General features: G+C 36.4%; 20 protein-coding genes. 11 read left to right on the forward strand and 9 right to left on the reverse strand.

The window, feature by feature from the left end:
• Window positions 1-40: 40 nt before the first annotated feature.
• Window positions 41-1129: a DNA-processing protein DprA gene (gene dprA / locus WG904_RS13985; RefSeq protein WP_339579945.1), complete on the reverse strand. Its 1089-nt coding sequence runs from the start codon at window positions 1127-1129 to the stop codon at window positions 41-43.
• Between the two features lie 148 nt (window positions 1130-1277).
• Here dprA and WG904_RS13990 point away from each other — a divergent pair, with 148 nt between their 5' ends.
• Together WG904_RS13990 and WG904_RS13995 are read left to right on the forward strand one after the other, a co-directional pair.
• On the forward strand, window positions 1278-1646 hold the full coding sequence (locus tag WG904_RS13990) for a BlaI/MecI/CopY family transcriptional regulator (protein ID WP_339579946.1): 369 nt from the start codon (window positions 1278-1280) through the stop codon (window positions 1644-1646).
• Window positions 1646-3100, forward strand: a complete 1455-nt coding sequence (locus WG904_RS13995) for a M56 family metallopeptidase (protein WP_339579947.1) — start codon at window positions 1646-1648, stop codon at window positions 3098-3100. Before WG904_RS13990 ends, WG904_RS13995 begins: the two co-directional genes overlap by 1 nt.
• A 5-nt stretch (window positions 3101-3105) precedes the next feature.
• Here WG904_RS13995 and rsmG read toward each other — a convergent pair whose 3' ends face one another.
• Both rsmG and WG904_RS14005 read right to left on the reverse strand, forming a co-directional pair.
• Window positions 3106-3741 carry a 16S rRNA (guanine(527)-N(7))-methyltransferase RsmG gene (gene rsmG, locus WG904_RS14000; protein ID WP_339579948.1) on the reverse strand — a complete coding sequence of 212 codons (636 nt, stop codon included), beginning with the start codon at window positions 3739-3741 and terminating at the stop codon, window positions 3106-3108.
• A gap of 5 nt (window positions 3742-3746) precedes the next feature.
• Window positions 3747-4868, reverse strand: coding sequence for a glycosyltransferase (locus WG904_RS14005; RefSeq protein WP_339579949.1), 1122 nt, complete (start codon window positions 4866-4868; stop codon window positions 3747-3749).
• A gap of 97 nt (window positions 4869-4965) precedes the next feature.
• On the opposite strand from WG904_RS14005, the gene tgt reads away from it, so the two are divergent.
• The 5 genes from tgt to WG904_RS14030 all read left to right on the forward strand — a co-directional run bounded on the left by tgt (window position 4966) and on the right by WG904_RS14030 (window position 11638).
• Window positions 4966-6096: a tRNA guanosine(34) transglycosylase Tgt gene (tgt, locus tag WG904_RS14010; RefSeq protein ID WP_339579950.1), complete on the forward strand. Its 1131-nt coding sequence runs from the start codon at window positions 4966-4968 to the stop codon at window positions 6094-6096.
• Complete coding sequence (locus tag WG904_RS14015) at window positions 6097-7200, forward strand: LptF/LptG family permease (RefSeq protein ID WP_339579951.1); 1104 nt, start codon at window positions 6097-6099, stop codon at window positions 7198-7200.
• Window positions 7200-8081 carry a DMT family transporter gene (locus WG904_RS14020; protein ID WP_339579952.1) on the forward strand — a complete coding sequence of 294 codons (882 nt, stop codon included), beginning with the start codon at window positions 7200-7202 and terminating at the stop codon, window positions 8079-8081. Before WG904_RS14015 ends, WG904_RS14020 begins: the two co-directional genes overlap by 1 nt.
• A 472-nt stretch (window positions 8082-8553) precedes the next feature.
• Entirely contained in the window at window positions 8554-11343 is a 2790-nt protein-coding gene (locus tag WG904_RS14025; RefSeq protein ID WP_339579953.1) for a TolB-like translocation protein, read from the forward strand.
• Between the two features lie 10 nt (window positions 11344-11353).
• Window positions 11354-11638 (forward strand): LapA family protein, encoded by a 285-nt coding sequence (locus WG904_RS14030; RefSeq protein ID WP_339579954.1) that lies wholly within the window; start codon window positions 11354-11356, stop codon window positions 11636-11638.
• Here WG904_RS14030 and WG904_RS14035 read toward each other — a convergent pair.
• From WG904_RS14035 to WG904_RS14060, 6 genes are all read right to left on the reverse strand, one after another.
• Window positions 11635-12063, reverse strand: a complete 429-nt coding sequence (locus WG904_RS14035; RefSeq protein WP_339579955.1) for a VOC family protein — start codon at window positions 12061-12063, stop codon at window positions 11635-11637. The genes WG904_RS14030 and WG904_RS14035 overlap by 4 nt on opposite strands.
• A 23-nt stretch (window positions 12064-12086) precedes the next feature.
• Window positions 12087-12524 (reverse strand): DUF1801 domain-containing protein, encoded by a 438-nt coding sequence (locus tag WG904_RS14040; RefSeq protein ID WP_339579956.1) that lies wholly within the window; start codon window positions 12522-12524, stop codon window positions 12087-12089.
• 73 nt (window positions 12525-12597) lie between these two features.
• A complete protein-coding gene (locus WG904_RS14045) occupies window positions 12598-13764 on the reverse strand; it encodes a trans-sulfuration enzyme family protein (protein WP_339579957.1) in 1167 nt (388 codons plus the stop codon).
• Between the two features lie 84 nt (window positions 13765-13848).
• Window positions 13849-14271 carry an OsmC family protein gene (locus tag WG904_RS14050; RefSeq protein ID WP_339579958.1) on the reverse strand — a complete coding sequence of 141 codons (423 nt, stop codon included), beginning with the start codon at window positions 14269-14271 and terminating at the stop codon, window positions 13849-13851.
• Window positions 14272-14330: 59 nt separating this feature from the next.
• Window positions 14331-15134: a 4-(cytidine 5'-diphospho)-2-C-methyl-D-erythritol kinase gene (ispE, locus tag WG904_RS14055; protein ID WP_339579959.1), complete on the reverse strand. Its 804-nt coding sequence runs from the start codon at window positions 15132-15134 to the stop codon at window positions 14331-14333.
• Window position 15135: 1 nt separating this feature from the next.
• Window positions 15136-15723 carry a DUF1287 domain-containing protein gene (locus tag WG904_RS14060; protein ID WP_339579960.1) on the reverse strand — a complete coding sequence of 196 codons (588 nt, stop codon included), beginning with the start codon at window positions 15721-15723 and terminating at the stop codon, window positions 15136-15138.
• 223 nt (window positions 15724-15946) lie between these two features.
• Between WG904_RS14060 and WG904_RS14065 the strand changes: the two genes are divergently transcribed.
• The 4 genes from WG904_RS14065 to secDF all read left to right on the forward strand — a co-directional run bounded on the left by WG904_RS14065 (window position 15947) and on the right by secDF (window position 20742).
• Window positions 15947-16741 carry a thymidylate synthase gene (locus WG904_RS14065; RefSeq protein ID WP_339579961.1) on the forward strand — a complete coding sequence of 265 codons (795 nt, stop codon included), beginning with the start codon at window positions 15947-15949 and terminating at the stop codon, window positions 16739-16741.
• Between the two features lie 158 nt (window positions 16742-16899).
• Entirely contained in the window at window positions 16900-17049 is a 150-nt protein-coding gene (locus WG904_RS14070) for a four helix bundle protein (RefSeq protein WP_339579962.1), read from the forward strand.
• 149 nt (window positions 17050-17198) lie between these two features.
• Window positions 17199-17687 carry a dihydrofolate reductase gene (locus WG904_RS14075; RefSeq protein WP_339579963.1) on the forward strand — a complete coding sequence of 163 codons (489 nt, stop codon included), beginning with the start codon at window positions 17199-17201 and terminating at the stop codon, window positions 17685-17687.
• A 100-nt stretch (window positions 17688-17787) separates the two neighbouring features.
• Window positions 17788-20742: a protein translocase subunit SecDF gene (gene secDF, locus WG904_RS14080; protein WP_339579964.1), complete on the forward strand. Its 2955-nt coding sequence runs from the start codon at window positions 17788-17790 to the stop codon at window positions 20740-20742.
• Window positions 20743-20886: the final 144 nt, after the last annotated feature.

Here is a 20886-nt window from a genome sequence, read left to right on the forward strand (position 1 = left end):
CTTTAAACTACTAGATAAGTATACAATAAATTTTATAATATTAGGCAAGTTGATATTGTTTTCCAGGCAAGTTGATTACTATTCCTTGCATTTCGAGGGTTAATAAAGTAATGGCAAGCTTACTTTGAGATAATTTAGTTCTACTGCTTAATTCATCAACATCCATTGTATTATTTTTAAGCTCTTCCACAATCTGAAGCTCTAATTCGGTTAAATTTAGCGGTAAATGCGCTTGCACTTCTGTTTTTTTCGTTCTTTCATCCCAAGCTAGATAATAAACCAGGTCTTTAGGGTGATTAATGAGACCAGCCCTATTTGTTTTAATAAGAAAATTGCAGCCTTCAGAATATTGATCGGATGTGCGACCTGGAAAAGCATATACATCTCTAGCGTACGAATTTGCGATATCGGCGGTAATTAATGCGCCACCTTTACTCGATGCTTCAATGACGACTAACACATCACATAAGCCTGCAATAATCCTATTTCTTTTCGGGAAATTCTCTTTATCAGGATTTGTTTCTGGCAAAAATTCCGTCAATAACCCTCCATGCTCAACCATATTCCTTGCAATATCGGTATGTGCTGGAGGATAAACACGGTCTAAACCATGCCCTAGCACACCTACTGTTACCATACGTTGCGCAACACTTTCTTTATGTGCAGCAACGTCTATCCCATAGGCAAGACCACTAATAATTAGTACATCATAGGGTTTTAAGTAGGCTACCAATTGCCTACAAAGTTCTTTTCCATAAGGCGTGGCATTTCGTGTACCTACAATACTTACTACTCGTTTTTGATTAAAATCTACCTTTCCCTTAAAATAGAGCAGTATTGGAGCATCATAACAATTGCGCAATCGCTTCGGATAAGATGCATCAGTGTAAAATAGCACTTCAATTTTATGTTTTTCAATAAAAGCCAGCTGCTTTTCAGCTCTTGCAAGTGCATCTGTTGTTAAAATAGAGTCGGCAATTTTCTCACCGATTCCTTCAATTTTTAAAAGTGCATCCTTTCTTGCGGTAAATACAGACTCGGCATCACCAAAGGCGACCAGTAGCTTTCTCGCTTGCCTAGAGCCGATGTTTTTAATTAAAGTAAGGGCTATTTTATGAACTAAACTCATTGATTCAAAGGTATGATATTCTATGAATTCGGTTTCTATAATAATTTTATTAATCTGTTAATCAACTAATTAAATATCAAACTACAAAAATAGTTTGATAACTATAAAAATAGTGGTAAATTTAGTTTAGCAAAAAGAAAATATTACAATGAGAGAGTTAACAAAAGCAGAAGAACAGGTCATGTTAATCTTGTGGGACATGAAAGAAGGGTTGGTTAAAGATGTAATTGATAAAATGGAACCACCAAAACCAGCATACAATACCGTATCAACGGTTATCCGTGTTTTAGAAGGCAAAGGATTTATAGACCATAAGGCAATTGGCAATACCTATATCTATTTTCCTATTATTACAGAAGAACAGTACAAGCATTTTGCCTTTGATAAAGTGATGAATAATTATTTCGAGAATAATTATCAGAGTTTAGTTTCTTTCTTGGTGAAGGAAAAAAATATGGATATGGAGGAGCTTGATGAGTTGATTGCCTTGGCCGAAAAACTTAAAAACAAGAAATAATGAACTGGTTGTATTATTTACTCGAAGCAAACCTATACTTGGTATTATTTTACGGTTTTTACCGTTTGTTTTTGCAAAATGAAACCTTTTATAATCTTAATCGGTATTTTTTGCTGCTCTCTACGGTTATCTCGTTTATAGTACCCGTTCTGCAATTGGGATTATTAAAACCTTCGATTTCGCAGAATTTAAGTCATATTAATCCCATAAACCCCAATGTAGATGGGGAAGAAGTAAATTGGTTCTACCTGCTTTACCTGTCTATTGCCTTTTGTTTTGCCATTAAATTAGGCTTAAGTATATATAAGATTGTAAGTATTTGGCTTAAAGGGAAAAAACACTCTACTGGCGATATTATTTTAGTTGAGGTAAAAGGCGAATCGACTGCATTTTCATTCTTCAATCTTTTATTTATCCATCCAGAATTGGCAGATAAAACTGCAGTAATTAAACATGAGATGGTACATATTAAACAAAAACATAGTGTTGATGTACTATTTTTTGAGTTGGTACAAATTACTTGTTGGTTTAACCCTATCATACATTTTATTAAAAAAGACATTAAGCTTCTGCACGAATATATTGCAGACGAGCTTACTACCAATGCCGATGTTCAAAAGCATGAATATGCGCTTTTTTTAATTCAAAATTCATTTGGATTAAGGGCGCAGCCTATTACTAATCAAATTTTCAATCAATCAATATTAAAAAGGAGAATTAACATGTTAAACAAAAAGAGAACAGCAGGTTGGGCAAGGCTCAGGCTATTGTTGACACTCCCTTTAACTGGGAGTATGCTTTGTATATCTACAATGGCATTTACAAAGGATTATGGATATGTAGATTTGCTTCCGGAGAAAAGTGAATTTCTTGTTCCTATCCAGGATAACCCTAAAGTAGCGAAGACTACAAAAATTGATACTTTAAGATTAAAAAAAGCAAAAAAACAAGATCAAGTAAAGTTTCCACCACCAATTGTGAGAGCAAACAAATCAATGAAAGGATCGAAAACTCCACCACCTCCAGTTGAACCGCCACCCCCACATAAAAAAGATGTGGTTAAGTTTCCACCCCCAATTGTTAAATCAGACAAAGCGAGCAAAGGAATGAAAACTCCACCGCCTCCGGTAGAACCACCCCCTCCACCTAAAAAAGATGTGGTTAGGTTTCCCCCACCAATTATTAAACCCGACAAACCAAAAAAAGGCGCGAAAACCCCGCCACCACCAGTTGAGCCGCCACCAGGAAAAACCGCTGCCATAGCACCAAGAATAGAACCTAACCGAATTGGGATGGCCACTTCTCCAGTACTGGTAGACCAACCACAAACAGAATCAAGTGCTAAAAAAAGCATACCAAGAGTAGAACCTAACCAAAGATATGATAAGATCCCACCACCGGTAGAACCAGCCTCAAAAAAGATACAAATTAAACTAAAGGAAGGAAATCGCTGAAAAAATTACTGAGGAATGTAAACCACGTATTTGGTTTCAAAGAATGCCTCGTCAAAATATGCTGAAAGTGGATGCAACTCTGCTTTCAGCTTTGATTCTTTAATTTCTTCAGTTAAATCGCCGCCCTTTAAATACAAAATCCCATTTTGTATGGCATTAATGTTCTCTTTAGCGAATTTACCCCTTATCCAAGGATAGAAGTCGACCAACCGCGTAACCGCTCTCGAGACAATAAAATTATACTTATCAGTAATCTGTTCGGCTCTTAAATGGCTCGCCTTTACATTTTGTAACCCCAATGCAGCGGCAACCTCTGTTACCACCTTTATTTTCTTACCAATCGAATCGACCAAGTGAAATTTAGTTCCAGGAAACAATATAGCTAGTGGAATACCCGGAAAACCACCACCTGTACCGACATCCAATACTTTCTCCCCTGCTTTAAACGTACAAAATTTAGCAATTCCCAACGAGTGTAAAATATGCCTTTCATATAGCTCATCAATATCCTTGCGCGAAATTACATTGATCTGTGCATTCCAAAAACTATATAAATCATATAATTTTTCAAATTGATCAAGCTGCCGCTCATTAATGGCAGGAAAATATTTTAAAATAAGATCAGGTTTAATTTCAGACATACAATTTATTTCCAAGCCACTTTCTTAACAAAGATAGAAACTACACCATTAATGACTAAAAATATTGCTAAAATGATTTCCAAAATCCAGAACCACCACTTTAGTTCGCCATAATTAAGTCGGTTTAACAGGCGTATATACACAAAACTCTTAACCACAATACTCAGCAAAAAAATGCCCAGTGCTAGATATAATGTATCATTAAAACAAAGCAACGCTACGCCAAACCCATAAAATAATAACTGAAAAATATATTGAATAGAAAGCAATACTCTGTGCTTTGCCTTATAAAGTTTTCCCGCCCCATAATGGCGTTTCTTTTGACGTATATAAGCCATAAATGTAGTCTTAGGCTCGCTCCACATATGTGTGTCTTTATGAATTCGAATTGCTGTATTGCCAGAATTGGCATTCGCATTTACAAACAAATCATCATCTCCTGAGGGAATATGCATGTGCGCTGCAAAGCCCTTATTCTTAAAAAACAACGATTTTTTATAGGCCATATTTCTTCCAATACCCATATATGGCATCCCTTTTAACGCAAACGATAGATAATTTACTGCTGTAAAAAAGGTTTCCATCCTAATAATGCAATTTAAAAGGCTTTTTTTCTTCAAATAAGGTGAATAACCTAAAATAATTTCAGTATCGGTATTTTTAGGCTGCTGCATTCCCATGAGCCAATTTGGAGAGGAAGGAACACAATCTGCATCTGTAAACACAAGCCATTCGTGCGTGGCGGCTTTAATGCCCATGGTTACCGCGAATTTCTTCCCAGCAATAAATTTATCTCCTTCGGCAACAGTTACAACTTTTAGTTTATCATATTTCTTCAAAAAACGCTCTAAAAGATCCGATGTACCGTCCCAAGATCGATCATTTACGACTACAACTTCGAAATTCGGATAATTTTGAGCTAAAATCACAGGTAAATAATTTTCCAAATTTTTAACTTCATTTCGGGCGCAGATAATTACGCTTATCGGATGTAAAGCACTTTCTGGAATCTCGTCAATCTTTACAGAAGTTAACTTTAAATGCACAAACAAACTAAAATAAAGTTGTACAAGTAAGCAAAAAACAAATGCGCCGAGCAGACAGGTTTCTAAGAGGGTTAATTCCACGTTGGTATTTCTAAATCCCGCAAATCTCTCATTTTTAATCCGATTTTAAGTGATTTTGTTGATAAAAAAGGATATTTTTGCCTCGATTTATACATATATGGAATTTACCTTACAGGCACAAGACCTGCAATCTAAAGCTAGAGCTGGCACAATTACTACAGCCCATGGCAATATAAAAACCCCTATTTTTATGCCAGTTGGCACTGCGGGAACGGTTAAAGCCGTACATCAGCGCGAGCTAAAAAACGATATTAATGCCCAAATTATTTTAGGAAACACCTATCATTTATACCTTCGACCCGGGTTAGACATTATCGAACCTGCCGGTGGTTTACATCAATTTATTGGGTGGGATAGGCCGATATTAACAGATAGTGGTGGTTATCAGGTATACTCATTAAGTAAAGTTCGAAAAATCAAGGAAGAAGGCGTTACTTTTAGATCGCATATAGACGGTTCGAAGCATTTGTTTACGCCCGAATATGCAATGGATATACAGCGCACCATAGGTGCCGATATTATTATGGCATTTGACGAATGCACTCCTTATCCCTGCGATTACACTTATGCGGCCAATTCGATTAACATGACACATCGTTGGTTAAAGCGTTGCTGCCATCGATTTGATACCACTACCCCAAAGTATGGTTTCGACCAAACGCTATTTCCAATTGTGCAGGGCTCGGTTTATAAAGATTTACGGGTAAAATCGGCCGAATTTATTGCGAGCATGGACAGGGAAGGAAATGCGATTGGCGGTTTATCTGTTGGCGAACCTGCAGAGGAAATGTATGCCATGACGGAGGTAGTTTGCGATATTTTACCTGCCGATAAGCCGAGATACCTAATGGGTGTAGGTACGCCAATCAATATTCTCGAGAATATTGCGTTAGGTGTAGATATGTTCGATTGTGTAATGCCTACTAGAAATGCTCGAAATGGAATGCTTTTTACTCGAAACGGTATCATTAACATTACCAATAAAAAATGGGAAAATGATTTTTCTCCAATCGACTCAGAAAGCGACCTCTATGCGGATCAAGTATATTCAAAAGCCTATTTAAGGCATTTAATGCATTCGAAAGAAATGCTTGGTGCCCAAATTGCGACCTTACACAACCTCCATTTTTATTTATGGCTGGTGAATGAAGCAAGAGAAAAGATTATTTCGGGCGAGTTTTACGCTTGGAAAAACAAAATGGTTGGTATATTAGGTAATAAATTATAAATGAATTTTTTCCGCAAGCGCCTAAAAATTATCGATGCCTTTATAATAGGCAAATACCTGGGTACCTTTGTATATACCCTTGTGTTATTTGTAATTATCATCGTTATTTTTGATTTGTCGGAGAAACTGGATGATTTTCTGGAGAACAACATGACGATTTGGGATACGATCACGCAATATTACGCAGGATCTATTCCTTTTTACGTGAATATGCTATCACCATTAATTAATTTTATTGCCGTTATTTTCTTTACGGCTAAAATGGCCGATCAAACCGAAATTGTACCCATTTTAAGCGGGGGTGTTAGTTTTAATCGGTTTTTACGTCCTTATTTTATTTCGGCATTTATCATTTTTTCGGCAAATTTACTTTCTAACCTCTATGTTCTCCCCTACACCAACCGGGTGAAGAATAAGTTTGAGAATGAAGTCGTCAATAAAAAAGATGCCTTTACGAAAGAAAAAATCCACATGAAATTGGATAGCAATACCTACATTTTTATTGATAGATTCGATAATAAAACAAGCGTAGGCTATCAATTTACACTCAATAAATTTAAAGGCGATGAGCTTCGTAAGCAATTACAGGCCAACACCATTAAGTGGGATTCTTTGAAGCGAAAATGGACTATATCAGACTACTCGGTAAGAAATATTGATGGTTTGAAGGAAAAAATGACCTACGAGCCTTTAGTGCCAAAAGATACTACCCTAGATATGCGGCCAGATGATTTCTCAGCTTATGGAAACATTTTCGAGAGTTTAAGCAACAGGGAATTATCAGAAAAAATTTCTAAAGAGAAAATCAGGGGTTCTGGTGTAATGAACGACCTTCTATTTGAACAATATAAACGCTGGCTACAGCCTTTATCGGCCTTTGTGCTTACTTTAATTGGTGTTGCACTCTCTTCTAGAAAGGTTAGAGGAGGCGTAGGCTTACCTCTAGGAATAGGTATATTTTTAAGCTTTACGTACATTGTATTTAATCAATTTGCCAAAATGTTTTCTACCAAAGGCGGCTTGCCTCCATTGGCAGCCATACTTTTACCGACGATCTTTTTTGGAGTTTTAGGCTTTTATCTCCTTAGGCGAGCCCCAAAATAATGGATAAGCTCCAACGTAAGAACTTAATTATACTCCATCTAACAGTGTTTATTTGGGGGTTTACTGGCATTCTAGGTGCGTTAATCACTATAAATGCTGTTCAGATGGTTTGGTATAGAGTTTTAATCGCCAGTGTAAGCTTATTTGCTTACTTTTTATGGAGCAAAACAAACATCAAAATAAGTAAAACACAGTTTTTGCAGTTCTTTTTCACTGGAAGTATTGTAGCCATCCATTGGATTTTCTTTTTTCATGCCATAAAGGTGGCCAATGTATCGGTAAGCTTGATTTGTTTATCATCGGTAACCTTGTTTATATCCATTTTAGAACCTTTAATTAAGAAGCAAACGATTTCAAAAGGTGATATAGCTATTGGCCTGGTTATTATTGCTGGCATTTATCTCATTTTTAAATTCGAATCTAGCTATACATTAGGCATTATTTTCGGACTTTCGTCTGCCCTTGCAGCAAGCTTATTTTCGACAATTAATTCTACTTTGGTTCAGAAAACCGAACCTAGCATCATCGGTTTTTATGAACTTTCGGGTGCATTTTTTTGGATTACCATTTACCGTTTATTTGATTCAAGCTTCGCCACCGAAACGTTTAATCTCTCGTTAATGGATTGGTTTTACTTAATGATTTTGGGCACTATTTGCACCGCTTTAGCGTATGTTGCCGGGGTGGGTGTGATGCGAACCTTATCGGCTTTTAGAGTGGCCTTAATTACCAATTTAGAACCTGTATACGGTATCATTTTAGCCTTCGTATTTTTTGGTAGTAAAGAGCAAATGACAGGAGGATTTTACCTTGGATCAACGCTAATTTTAGGGGCTGTTTTCTTATATCCCATCTACAAAAAAAGGAAAAATAATTCGTAGAATTAAGATCGATTTTCAACCTTCATTTCACCATTAAAACCACACATTTTACCGCCTTTTGTTGTAACGATTTGGCTTAGCTTTTTACGACAAAGAGGCATCCATTTTTAACAATTTTAATGGAGTAGGAGCAAGGCTTTAAAGAAATAGCAACTGCCAAAAATATATACATTTTATTTTTTTTGTGATTTATTTTTGAAAAAATAACAGATAATAAGTGTATCTTAACCGATGCGTTTAAGGCTAAGATTTAATCTTATGAAAATGAAGAAATGGGGGCCAAAAAAAGCAAATTAAAATAAAAAATAATAGTTTTTATCGTTTTAATTAAGATATAATAATTAATTATTTATCAATTAATTATACACTTTTAGCTAACCTATAATTTAAAGTAAAAAAAGATAGCAATACTTTAAAAAACTAACAATTTTAGCAAAGCATTTAAATGACATTAAATTTATCACATAATAAATTGAAAATCAACATATTAATTTTATTTATATCAACTTTTACTTCATTTAGTGGTTTTGGACAGATTTTCGATACCGAACAAAACCCACTTAGTGTAAAATTTCGGCAAATTAATGTTTCGGGTTTTAAAATCATTTACCCTACAGAACTCGAAAAAGAAGCGCAACGAATGGGCAATACGCTACCTAAAATCTACCCATTAGTTGGGCGGTCTCTTCGCCAACAAAATACGGTCATTCCAGTTTTGTTTCAGAACCGTGGAACCATGGCAAATGGCTTCGTTCAATTGGCTCCAAAGAAGTCGCAATTTTACGCTACTCCACCGCAGCAATTCGACAGTCAAGATTGGCTAAATAACCTGGCTGTTCATGAGCTCAGACATGTGGCTCAATTCGACAAATTAACGGGCACCCAAGCCTACCCTTTTCCTGAGGAAATTTATTTCGCCTATTTAGGAATAAGTGTTCCCACTTGGTTTATTGAAGGCGATGCCGTAAGCACCGAAACTTCGTTAACCAATGCTGGTCGCGGAAGACAGCCTTCATGGATTATGCCTTTCCGAACTTCACTCTTAAACGATAAAATTTTTTCTTATTCAAAAGCATATTTTGGATCGAGCAAAGATCAAACGCCAGGCTATTACCAACTCGGGTACCTCCTCACTTCTCAACTTAGAAAAGAATTTGGAAAAGGAAGTGTAGATAGTTTGCTTAGCGATATCCATAAACGACCAATCCGATTCTATCCATTTTCCAGAACCTTGAAAAAAATAACAGGAAAAAACACCAACCAATGGTATAAACACAGTGTAGCGCAGTTTAAAAACGAATGGTTAACCCAAGACAAAGCGAACAAGAGCGAAAAATACTCGCCATTGAACAAAGAAGCTAAATTCTCGACCAGCTACTTTTTACCTACAGCATTTAAAGAGGGACAAATTTTGTCGCTAAAATACAGCAAAGCCTTCCCTCCTACTTTTGTGTTGGTAGACCAAAACAAAAATGAAAAAAAGCTCTTTTCCATCGCCTATCAAGAGCAACCTTGGTTCAGCTATGCGAACAACCTGTTGGTGTGGGATGAGATTCGATTCGATCCGCGCTATAAACAACGGAGCTATAGCGTAATTTGTAGCTACAATTTTATCACTAAGAAAAAAACTCAACTTACATTTAAAACTCGGCTCTTCTCCCCTAGCCTATCGGCAGATGGGAAAAAATTGGTCGTGGTTAACATCGATTTAAGCAATCGGGTTAACCTGGTTATGCTCGATATACAAAATGGAAGCATAATCGATACCTACCCCAATAAAGATAACCTGATGCTTCAAAGCCCCGCTTTAAATGCGGATGGTTCTAAACTTACCTGGCTAAGTGTAAGCGAGTCTGGAAAGGCATTATGGTTAAAGAGTGGAATAGACGAACCGCGCAAACTAATTAACGAAACGCAGCAACAATTAGGTAGACCTGTATTTAATGACAATCAAATCATTTTTAACGCCCATTTAAATGGAATTGACAACATTTACAGCATAGACCCTCAATCTTCAAAGATAATCGCACTGAGCGCCTCTAAATACGGCGCTTTTAACGCTGGTTTAACTGAAGATGGAAAAAACATATTGTTTAACGATTACAATTTAACGGGCTACGATATTGTTGAAACTCCCATTACTTCAAAAGAAATTCAGCCTAATGGATTTGTTTTCTTCGGACAAGAGGCTAAAGATCAAGAGCAAACGGGTAATGTTTTCACTAATATCCCTACCGAGGTTTTAGAATCAAAACCTTATCGACCCTTAGCGCATCTTTTTAATTTCCATAGTTTAAGTCCAGCTATTGATGATGAAGATAATCCGGGCCTGCTATTGAAGTCGAATGATTTGTTAAGCACCTTCGATTTGTATACTGGCGTAATCTACGATAGCGATTTAAGAAAATTTGAATACAAGGCGGGTCTCACGTATAAAGCACTCTATCCTATTTTTAGTGTGGCCTATCGGAATAGTCCGCAAGCATTTTCGTATAAACTAAAAAATGCAACACAAATTACACGTGCCGAATGGAGAGAAAATTATATTAACATTAAAGCAAGTTTGCCCTTAAGTGTCAATCGCTTTAACCATAATTATAGTTTTGCGGCTGATATCGGAACCAGTTATACCGAAAGAGATCTGCGTGCGGCAGACGCTAAGGTTATTGCTAGCAGTATCCGCTTTCCATTGAATTACCAAATTGGCTTTTCTCACACTTTGCGGGCCGCTGAACGTGATATCGCGCCAAGATTTGCTCAAACCTTTAGTGTAAAATATTTCCATCAACCGTTCGACAACCGATATAAAGGAAAATTATTTGCTTTCGAAAGCGGGTTTTATTTCCCTGGTCTTGCCAAGAACCACATGCTTGCTATTGGTTTCAGTTATCAAAATGCAACGGGCGTATTGAATGCCAATACCGAAATTGCAACCGTTTACGGTTATGGACAAATAAAAGCAAGGAGTGAACTGCAAAATTCTTTGTTATTGAATTACAAGTTCCCAATTGCCTTTCCTGATATAGAAATTGGCCCACTAGCTTACATTAGAAACATACGTGGTGGAGTTTTTAGTCACTACGAAAACATTATAAAACAAACTAATTTAGCTCAACCTAAAACTTTTGGCTTCGAATTGCGTAGTAGTATGAACTTACTGCGTTACCAACCTTTAGTAGATTTCGGTGCAAGGATGATTTTTGTAAACCAAACTTATCACCAAAGTCCTATCTTAGAGGTAATTTTTAACTACAGTTTTTAATTTCAACATTATGAAACCAAAAACCATACTTGTAATTATAATGACTGCGCTGCTAACCATTTTTTTAACTGTAAATAGCGATGCCGTAGAATTTGATTTTCTTATTGGCGATCCGGTCTCAGTTTCTAAGCTGGTGGTAATTGGAATTTGTGTGCTAATAGGATTTATTTTAGGATTTATCGTTGGTCGCCCAAGAAAAACCTTAAGCAGTTACGATACAGAGATCGAAAAAGGGTATCCAGCAAACGAAAACAAGTCTGGGTTAAGCGATGAGGATAGGGATTATATTAGTTAAGTGTTTTTATTAAAACTCATCATCCAACCAATCCCAAATTTATCGGTTAACATACCAAAGTAATCGCCCCAAAAGGTTTCGTTCAGTGGCATAGTTATATTTCCACCATCACCTAAGCCAGCAAATAAGCGATCGGCTTCTTCTTTGCTTTCTGCAGTAATCGAAACTGAAAAATTATTACCTTGTTTAAAGCTGGAAGCCCATTCGCCTCCGGTATCACTTCCCATTAAAATAGAAGTGCCTATAGGAAGTGAAACATGCATAATTAGCTTGCCCATCTCTTCTGGCATAGCCTGTCCTTCTTTTGGAGGCATTTCGTTAAAGCGGCCGATGTAATTAAATTCACCTCCGAAAACTGATTTGTAAAAAGTAAATGCTTCCTCGCAATTTCCATTAAAATTTAAATAGGTATTTGTAGTTGCCATATAGTTGATTTTTTAATTAAAGACTAGCTCACTCGCTTTGAATCGTTGTATTTTGATTTCATGAACTTGAGCGTGGTTTGCATTAAGTTAATCAGCGCCTGCTCATTTATGTCACTTAATTTATTTGCATAAATACACGCTTTTCCCATTTTAAACTTACCTAAGTCTTTTAATAACCACTCGTGCTCTGGCAAGCCTGTATACACATATAAAGAAATAGCTGCTTTGCGAGGCGAAAAACCCAGTAGAGGAGCATCACCTTCGTGCCCACTCGCATATTTGTAGTGATAACTTCCAAAGCCAACAATAGAAGGCCCCCACATTTTTGGCGCATAGCCAGATACCTTTTGCATTAGTGCCAGTAAAGCCATGCCATCGTTACACTTTTGAGGTGTATTGGCGAATGTATTGATAAACTCAATAACGTTATGGTTGGTTTCTTCTGTTTTATTTTTGCCCATAATACATTTCTAAAATAAAAATACTATTCCGTCTTTAAATAACAAAATGAACCTTTAGTTCTGAGTTAATGAACTAATTTCCCAACGCCCCTTCAATATCCTTCAAAATATCATCAATATGCTCTAATCCAATTGATAAGCGTACAGAGCCTTGTTCAATCCCAACCTGCATACGTTGCTCTTCGGTTAATTTCGAATGCGTACTTGTAGCCGGATGAGTGGCAATAGAACGCGTGTCGGCTAGATTTGCTGAGATCGAAAACATTTTTAGTCCATCCATAAATTTACGTGCACCTTCTACTCCCCCATCAACAACAATTGTTACAATTCCCCCCCCCTGTTTCATCTGCTTTTTAGCAATCGCATGTTGAGGATGAGAGGGCAAGAATGGATATTTTACCAATTTTATTTTAGGATGTTTTTCTAAATATTGGGCAACTTTTAAAGCATTTTCGCAATGGCGATCCATCCGAATCGCTAATGTTTCTAAGCTCTTGGATAAAATCCAAGCATTAAAAGGCGACAATGACGGTCCACTGTGCCGAGCAAATGTCATAGCTTCGGTGATTAACTTCTTGCTTCCTAAGATTATACCACCTAGCACACGTCCTTGCCCATCGATGTATTTTGTTGCCGAATGAATAGAAATATCTGCACCCAATTTAATGGGTTGCTGCAGATAGGGAGTTGCAAAGCAATTATCAACCACTAATAAAACCTTGTGTTTTTTTGCTAAGCCTGCTAAAAACTCTAAATCTATAATATCAATTCCTGGATTAGACGGGGTTTCTACGAAAATGATTTTAGTATTCTTTTTAACCAAACCTTCCCAATCTTGTGGTTTATCTAAATCTGCATAATCGAACGTAATACCCCATTTAGAAAAAACATTGGTTAAGAGTTGATGGGTAGAGCCAAAAACTGAGCGACTAGAGACGATGTGATCACCGCTTTTAAGAAAGGCGCCAAATACTGTAAAAATAGAAGCCATACCTGTTGCGGTTGCAAATCCATCTTCTGCCCCTTCTAATAAACACATTTTCTCTATAAACTCAGAGGTGTTTGGATTAGAATAACGGCTATACACATTTCCCTCCTTTTCATTCGCAAATAAGGCACGCATTTCTTCTGCATCATCAAATTTATAACTCGAAGTTAAGTAGATAGGCGTTGAGTGTTCTTTATGGCCACTTCTTTCTAGTTGGGTACGGATAGCGATGGTTTCAAAATTTTCGGACATGTTATTTAATATCAAGATGTGAGTATCAAGTATCAAGCGTGGGCATCGAGTATTAAGATTATATTCCTTGCTACTCGATACTTGTTACTTGATACTATTTATTTTATAAGTAAAATTTATCGTTGCTGAGCGACTTAAAATGTTTGCTACTGAGCAATATTTATCAAAAGTCATTTGTAATGCGCGTTCGACTTTTGCGGTATTCAATTCTCCAAATAAATCGAAATGAATATCGATTACATCAAAAATCGGAGGCACTTCTTCCTCTCTTCGGGTTGCTTTAATGTTTATTTTAATGTCGTTTAGCGGCTCTTTCTGTTTAGTTAACACATTAACCACATCTATACCACTGCATCCCCCTAGGCCTACCAACATCATTTCCATAGGTCTAAAGCCCTTCCCCTCTCCTCCAATGGCAGGTTTTGCATCCAGTTCTACGGTAAAGCCCGTTTCGTTACTCGCTTCAAAATTAAATTTCCCGCTGTTGCGGATGAGGTTTATTTCCATTTATTAGTAGTTAGACTGGGCGCTTAAACTTTGGACTTCTGGTCTTTCGGACTTCAAGACTAAACATCGTAAAAAACCAAATTCTCCTTTTCCAATTCCGGTAGCTGAACAGGTTTTTCAAAAATTGCAAAAACGGAAGATCCGCTTCCGCACATTAATGCAAATGTAGCACCTGCAGCATAAAGCTTTGTTTTTATTTCGTCAATTTGCGGGTATTTGGCAAAAACCGAAGGCTCAAAATCGTTAAAAATCGTAGTTTCCCACTCTTTCAAGGGCAAATGTATCAATTTTTTGAGGGAAATCGAGTTTTCCTTAACTTTTACGTTAGCATAAGCCATTGCCGTTGAAACATGAACAGGGGGCTTAACCAATACTATAAAATAGTTAGATAGGTTAATTTCTATATCCTCAAATTCATCCCCCTTTGCAAAAGCATAAACCGGTTTATTTTCGATAAAAAATGCACAATCTGCACCTAGTTTCCTGGCATGATCTTGCATTTGAGCAAGTGTTAAACCAAGTTTAAATTTTTCGTTAACTAATTTAATTAAAAATGCCGCATCGGCCGATCCACCGCCCAAGCCAGCCCCTATTGGAATATTTTTTAACAATACAATTTGCTGGTGAGGCAAATTAAAATCGAGTTGAAGTTGGCGAAAGGCCTTGAAGCAAATGTTCTCTCCCACATCACCAGGAATGGCTATACCTTTGGTGATACAACTTGTTTCGTTGGCATCTACCAATTCTATAGCGTCCATTATCTTTATAGGGTAAAAAACAGTCTCTAGGTTATGGTAACCATCAGGTCTTTTTTCAATCAGATTTAACCCTAAATTAATCTTAGCATTTGCAAACGTTAACATCTTAAACTTTGTATTTATAATGACCGATGATTTTCCAAGCAAACAAACAATCTTCGATTACTTGTCCACCCCCAATATTATGAACAATTAAATAGCGCTCACCTTTGGAAGATTTCTTATTTACAACCATTCCTATGTGCGATACATTTCCACCTAAATTCCAACAAACTAGATCTCCAGGTTGATAGTCGGCCGAATTTTTAGTTATGGCTTTAACCTCACCCTTTCGTTTAAAGAAAACCATTAAATTATAAACCCTACGATGATCAATATTTCGATCGGTAGTTTTTCGCCCCCAGTTTTTAGGATAAAGCTTAAAATTTGACTTCATATCGAGGTGTACTTCCTTTTGCAAATCAATTCCTAAACCCTTTCTGTAAGCTCTTATAACCACATCCGTACACACGCCTTTTCCGGTTGGTACATCGCCATTAGGATAAGGGATAGTAAAATATGCAGGATCATAAACTACTTTTTGACTCGTTAATGCAATAGCGGCATCCGATAATCTTAGGGCTTGTGTAGATTGACCGAATGCATGATAAGCGATAAAAAATAAAACGATAAGTATGGGAGTTTTTTTAGACATGTAAAAAGGCTAAAATGTTGTTCAAATCTAATTTAATTTTCTCGGATTGAAAAAATTGCATAATGTGGAAAAAGGAACAGCTTAAAGATTATTTAAATTTTTAGTTTTGCAATAGAGAAATAAAAATGAACCCTCAAGGGTAAAAAAATAATTACTAAAACCAAAAAGAGTAATTATTTTTAACGATATAAGCTCCATTCGACCAAAAAAAAATAAAAAACGAATGAAACAATATTTAGATTTAATGCAGCATGTGCTTGATGAAGGCACTCAAAAACATGATCGTACAGGTACTGGAACCCTTAGTGTTTTTGGGTATCAAATGCGATTTAATCTACAAGATGGTTTTCCGATGGTAACCACTAAAAAATTGCACCTAAAATCGATTGTACACGAATTGATCTGGTTTTTAAGTGGTGATACCAATATTAAATACCTAAAAGATAATGGAGTGCGAATTTGGGATGAGTGGGCAGATGAAGATGGAAATTTAGGTCCAGTTTATGGCGCACAATGGCGCTCATGGCCTAAACCGAATGGAGAAACAATTGATCAGATTACGCAAGTCATCAATACGATAAAGAATAACCCTGATTCGCGTAGAATAATTGTTTCGGCCTGGAATGTTGCAGAAATTGAAAATATGGCGCTTCCACCTTGCCATGCGTTTTTTCAATTTTATGTGGCCGATGGTAAACTAAGTTGCCAATTGTACCAGCGTAGTGCGGATATATTTTTAGGCGTACCTTTTAATATTGCTTCTTATGCCTTGTTAACCATGATGGTAGCACAAGTTTGTGATTTAGAGTATGGCGATTTTGTGCATACCCTTGGTGATGCCCATTTGTATAACAACCATATCGAACAGGCAAAATTACAATTAAGTAGGGATACGAAGACCTTGCCAAAAATGAAGATTAATTCAGCGGTAAAAAATATTTTCGATTTTAAATTCGAAGATTTTACGCTGGAAGATTACGATCCGCATCCGCATATTAAAGGGGTTGTGGCGGTATAGTTCATTAGTTCATTAGTTCATTTTGTATTAAGTAAGTTAAATCATCCCTAAAAGCAGATTTAAATTATTAAAATAAAGATATGAACTACAACAAAATTGAAGATTTAGAAGTTTATATGCTTTGTGAATCTTTTTTCAAATGAAATAGGGAAATTACTATGAGCTGGGATTTCTGTGCTAAAGATACCATTGGTAAGCAAATTTGTAGAGCAGCTGATTCAATTAGCGCAAATATTGCTGAAGGATATGGACGATTTCACTATAAAGAAAATAAAAATTTTTGCTATTACAGCAGGGGTCCGTATTAGAAGTGAAATCCTTTTTAAGGAAATCTAGAAACAGAAATTTAATTACTGAAATCCAATTTACAAGAATGTTTGATAAACTAGAAAAAATACACATTATGCTAAATGCATGCATCAAATACATTGGATAAACTAACTTGACCAATGAACCAATGAACAAATTATCCATCATCGTCGCCATTTCCGAAAACAATGCCATTGGTAAAAACAATCAATTGCTTTGGCATTTACCTGCAGATCTTAAACATTTTAAGGAGATTACTACTGGCAACACCATAATTATGGGTCGCAAAACTTATGATTCGATAGGCAAACCTCTTCCTAATCGAAGAAGTATCGTAATTACTAGAAATGCTGATTTAGTAATTGAAGGCGCTGAAGTAGTAACGAGTTTAGCTGCCGCAATTGCCCTATGTAAAGAGAATGAAGAAGCATTTATTATTGGTGGGGCTGAAATTTATGAACAGGCATTGCCCTTTACTTCACGTATACATTTAACTCGGGTACATGGCAAATATGATGCCGATGCTTTTTTCCCGGTCTTACATCCAACTGCTTGGAAAGAAATCAATTCGATTACTTTTCCAGCAGATGAAAAAAATAATGTAGCTTACACTTTTTCCACACTGGAACGGATATAATTATAAAATTACAATAACACGTCTTATTATTTAAAAAAATAATTAGATTTGCCGACTTGTTTAAAAACAGCATACTATAGAAAAAATAATTTACAAACAAATGCAAGGTAAAGGTTTTATTAAATTTATGGCAATACTTTTAGGTATTGTCTGTCTCTATTCACTCTCGTTTAATCTAGTTACATATAGCGTAGAAAAGAAAGCCAAAGAGTTTGCCAAAGGCGATTTGGTTAAGGAAAAAGCATATTTAGATTCGATGGCTACCGTTCCGGTATACCCAGGACTTGGTTTAACGTATCAACAAGTAAAAGGAAAAGAAATTAACCTTGGTCTTGACTTAAAAGGAGGAATGAACGTTACCATGGAAATCTCTCTAGCAGAGTTAACCAAATCGTTAGCGAACAACCCAACAGATCCAAATTTTAATCAAGCATTAACAAATGCTCAGGTTCAAATGAATGCTGGTGGAAAAGATTTTATCGGTCTATTTGTAAGTGAATATGAAAAACTTAATCCTACCGGAAAATTAGCCGACTTTTTCTCTACACAAGAAAACGCTCAACAGTTAAAAGCAAATGCTAGCAACGCTGATGTAAGAAATTTCTTAAGTAAAGAAGCAAATAGTGCAGTAGATCGTTCATTCACCATTTTACGTAGTCGTATCGATGGTTTCGGAGTGGTTAGTCCGAACATGCAAAAACAAGAAGGTTCAAACAGGATCTTTATTGAGATGCCGGGCGTTCAAGACAAACTTCGTATCCGTAAACTATTACAAGGTTCTGCAGAATTACAGTTTTGGCAAGTTTATCAAAACCAAGAAGTAGTTGGTATTTTAGAAAACATAAATAAAACTTTAGCCTTAACGGTTAAAGATACCACTAGTACACCTGCAACAGCGGATACCACTAAGAAAGAGGGTAAATTAGCTGGCCTTACCAATGCAAAGGCAGCAAAGGATACTACTGCAGCTAAAAAAGATGCACTTAAAAACAATCCTTTATTTAGCATTTTAAGTATCCCTACTTATCAAGCAGAAAATGGTCAGCAAGCTTTGCGCCCAGGGCCAGTAGTTGCATGGAGTAGCCAGAAAGATACTGCTAAAGTAAATGCTTTATTTGCAAGACCAGAAATTAAGCCGCTTATACCAAGCACAATGAAATTTATGTGGAGCCTTAAACCGATGACGGATTCAAAGATTTTTGAATTGTATGCCATTAAGGTAACTTCACTAGATGGCCGACCTGCTTTAGGTGGTGATGCTGTTTCTAACGCTTTACAAAGCTACGATCAGAAAAATCAGCCAGAAGTAACCATGTACATGACAAGCGATGGTGCTCAGAAGTGGAAAAAGATTACTGCGGAAGCTGCTGCAGATCCTCAAAATAAAAAAGCAATCGCTATTGTATTAGATAATACAGTTTATTCTGCTCCTACTGTTCAGAATGAAATTCCAAATGGTGTTTCTTCTATCTCGGGTAGTTTTACGCTAGAAGACACTAAAGATTTAGCGAACATTTTAAAAGCGGGTAAATTACCTGCTCCTGCACGTATCGTTTCCGATTTCGTAGTTGGTCCATCATTAGGTCAAGAAGCAATTGACAGTGGTTTATCTTCTTTCGTAATTGCATTTATCGTAATCTTAGTGTTTATGGCACTATATTACAATAAAGCAGGATGGGTTGCCAATTTAGCATTGGTAATTAATGTCTTCTTTATTATGGGAGTTCTAGCTGCCTTTGGAGCTGTGTTAACCCTACCAGGTATTGCAGGTATCGTATTAACCATTGGTTTATCGGTTGATGCGAACATTCTAATCTTTGAACGCGTTAGAGAAGAACTCTCGCATGGAAAAAATACGGCTGCCGCAATTAAAGAAGGTTTTAAACATGCCATGTCATCTATTATCGACTCGAACGTTACCATTTTTATCTTAGGTATTATCTTGTTTGTGTTTGGTACTGGTCCGGTACAAGGTTTTGCAACCACATTATGTGTGGGTATCGCAACTTCATTATTTGCTGCTGTACTAATTTCTCGTTTAGTATTCGAAGGCTTATTAGCAAAGAAAGTAACTATTTCTTTCGATAATAGCGTAACAAGAAATGCTTTCAAAAACATTGCCTTCAACTTTGTTGGTCATAGAAAACTATACTATGGTATTTCTACTGCAATTATTGTTTTAGGTATTGGTTTCTATGTTAAAAACGGCGGATTAAATCTTGGAATCGACTTTAAGGGGGGTAGAACATACATTGTTCACTTCGATAAAGCGATGAATACCGAAGACGTAAAAAGCAAATTAGAAACTGTTTTCGGAGCAGAAGAAGAAACTCAAGTGGTAACTGCTGGCTCGGCAAGTGAATTAAAAATCACCACTACTTACCACATTTTAGATCAAGCAGAAACTGCTGATAAACTTGTAGAAGATGCTTTAAATAAAGGTTTAGCTAGTACAGGAGTAAAATACACACATCAAGGTGGTGCAAAAGTAACGCCAATTGTGGCTAGTGATATTGTTTACGGAGCCTACGGAGCTATTTTATTCTCATGTATCGTGATGTTTATTTACATCTTGGTTCGTTTTAGAAAATGGCAATATGGTTTGGGTGCAGTAATTGCATTATTCCACGACGTACTTCTAGTGTTATCGTTCTATACCATTTTAGATGGCGTTTTACCGTTCTCGCTAGAAATTGGTCAAGATTTTATAGCCGCTATTTTAACGGTAATGGGCTACACGATGACAGAAACGGTTGTTGTGTTCGATCGTATCCGTGAGAAATTAGGTGAAACTGGAAAAGTAGATGTTTATGGTGAAGAACGTAATACATTAATCAACTTTGCCTTAAATAGTACATTAAGTCGTACCATCTTAACTTCATTAACGGTATTCTTTGTGCTCTTGGTAATCTTCATCTTTGGAGGTGATAGTATTAGAGGGTTTATTTTTGCCTTATTGATTGGCCGTATTATTGGTACGTATTCATCACTATGTATCTCTACCCCTATTGTAATCGATTTATCAAAAAACGAAGCAAAAAAAGCGCTTAAGTAAGACTTAAATCGTTTTAATTTATATTAACGTAACATGTTGACGAATTTTAAAAATCTGTCCACGTGTTACGTTTTTTTATGAATATCTTTTCTTAAACTAGTTTAACTACGATCAGCAGTTTACTTCCTATATTTACCAAACTAA

Source organism: Pedobacter anseongensis, from assembly GCF_037482965.1.
GTDB classification, from domain to species: domain Bacteria; phylum Bacteroidota; class Bacteroidia; order Sphingobacteriales; family Sphingobacteriaceae; genus Pedobacter; species Pedobacter anseongensis.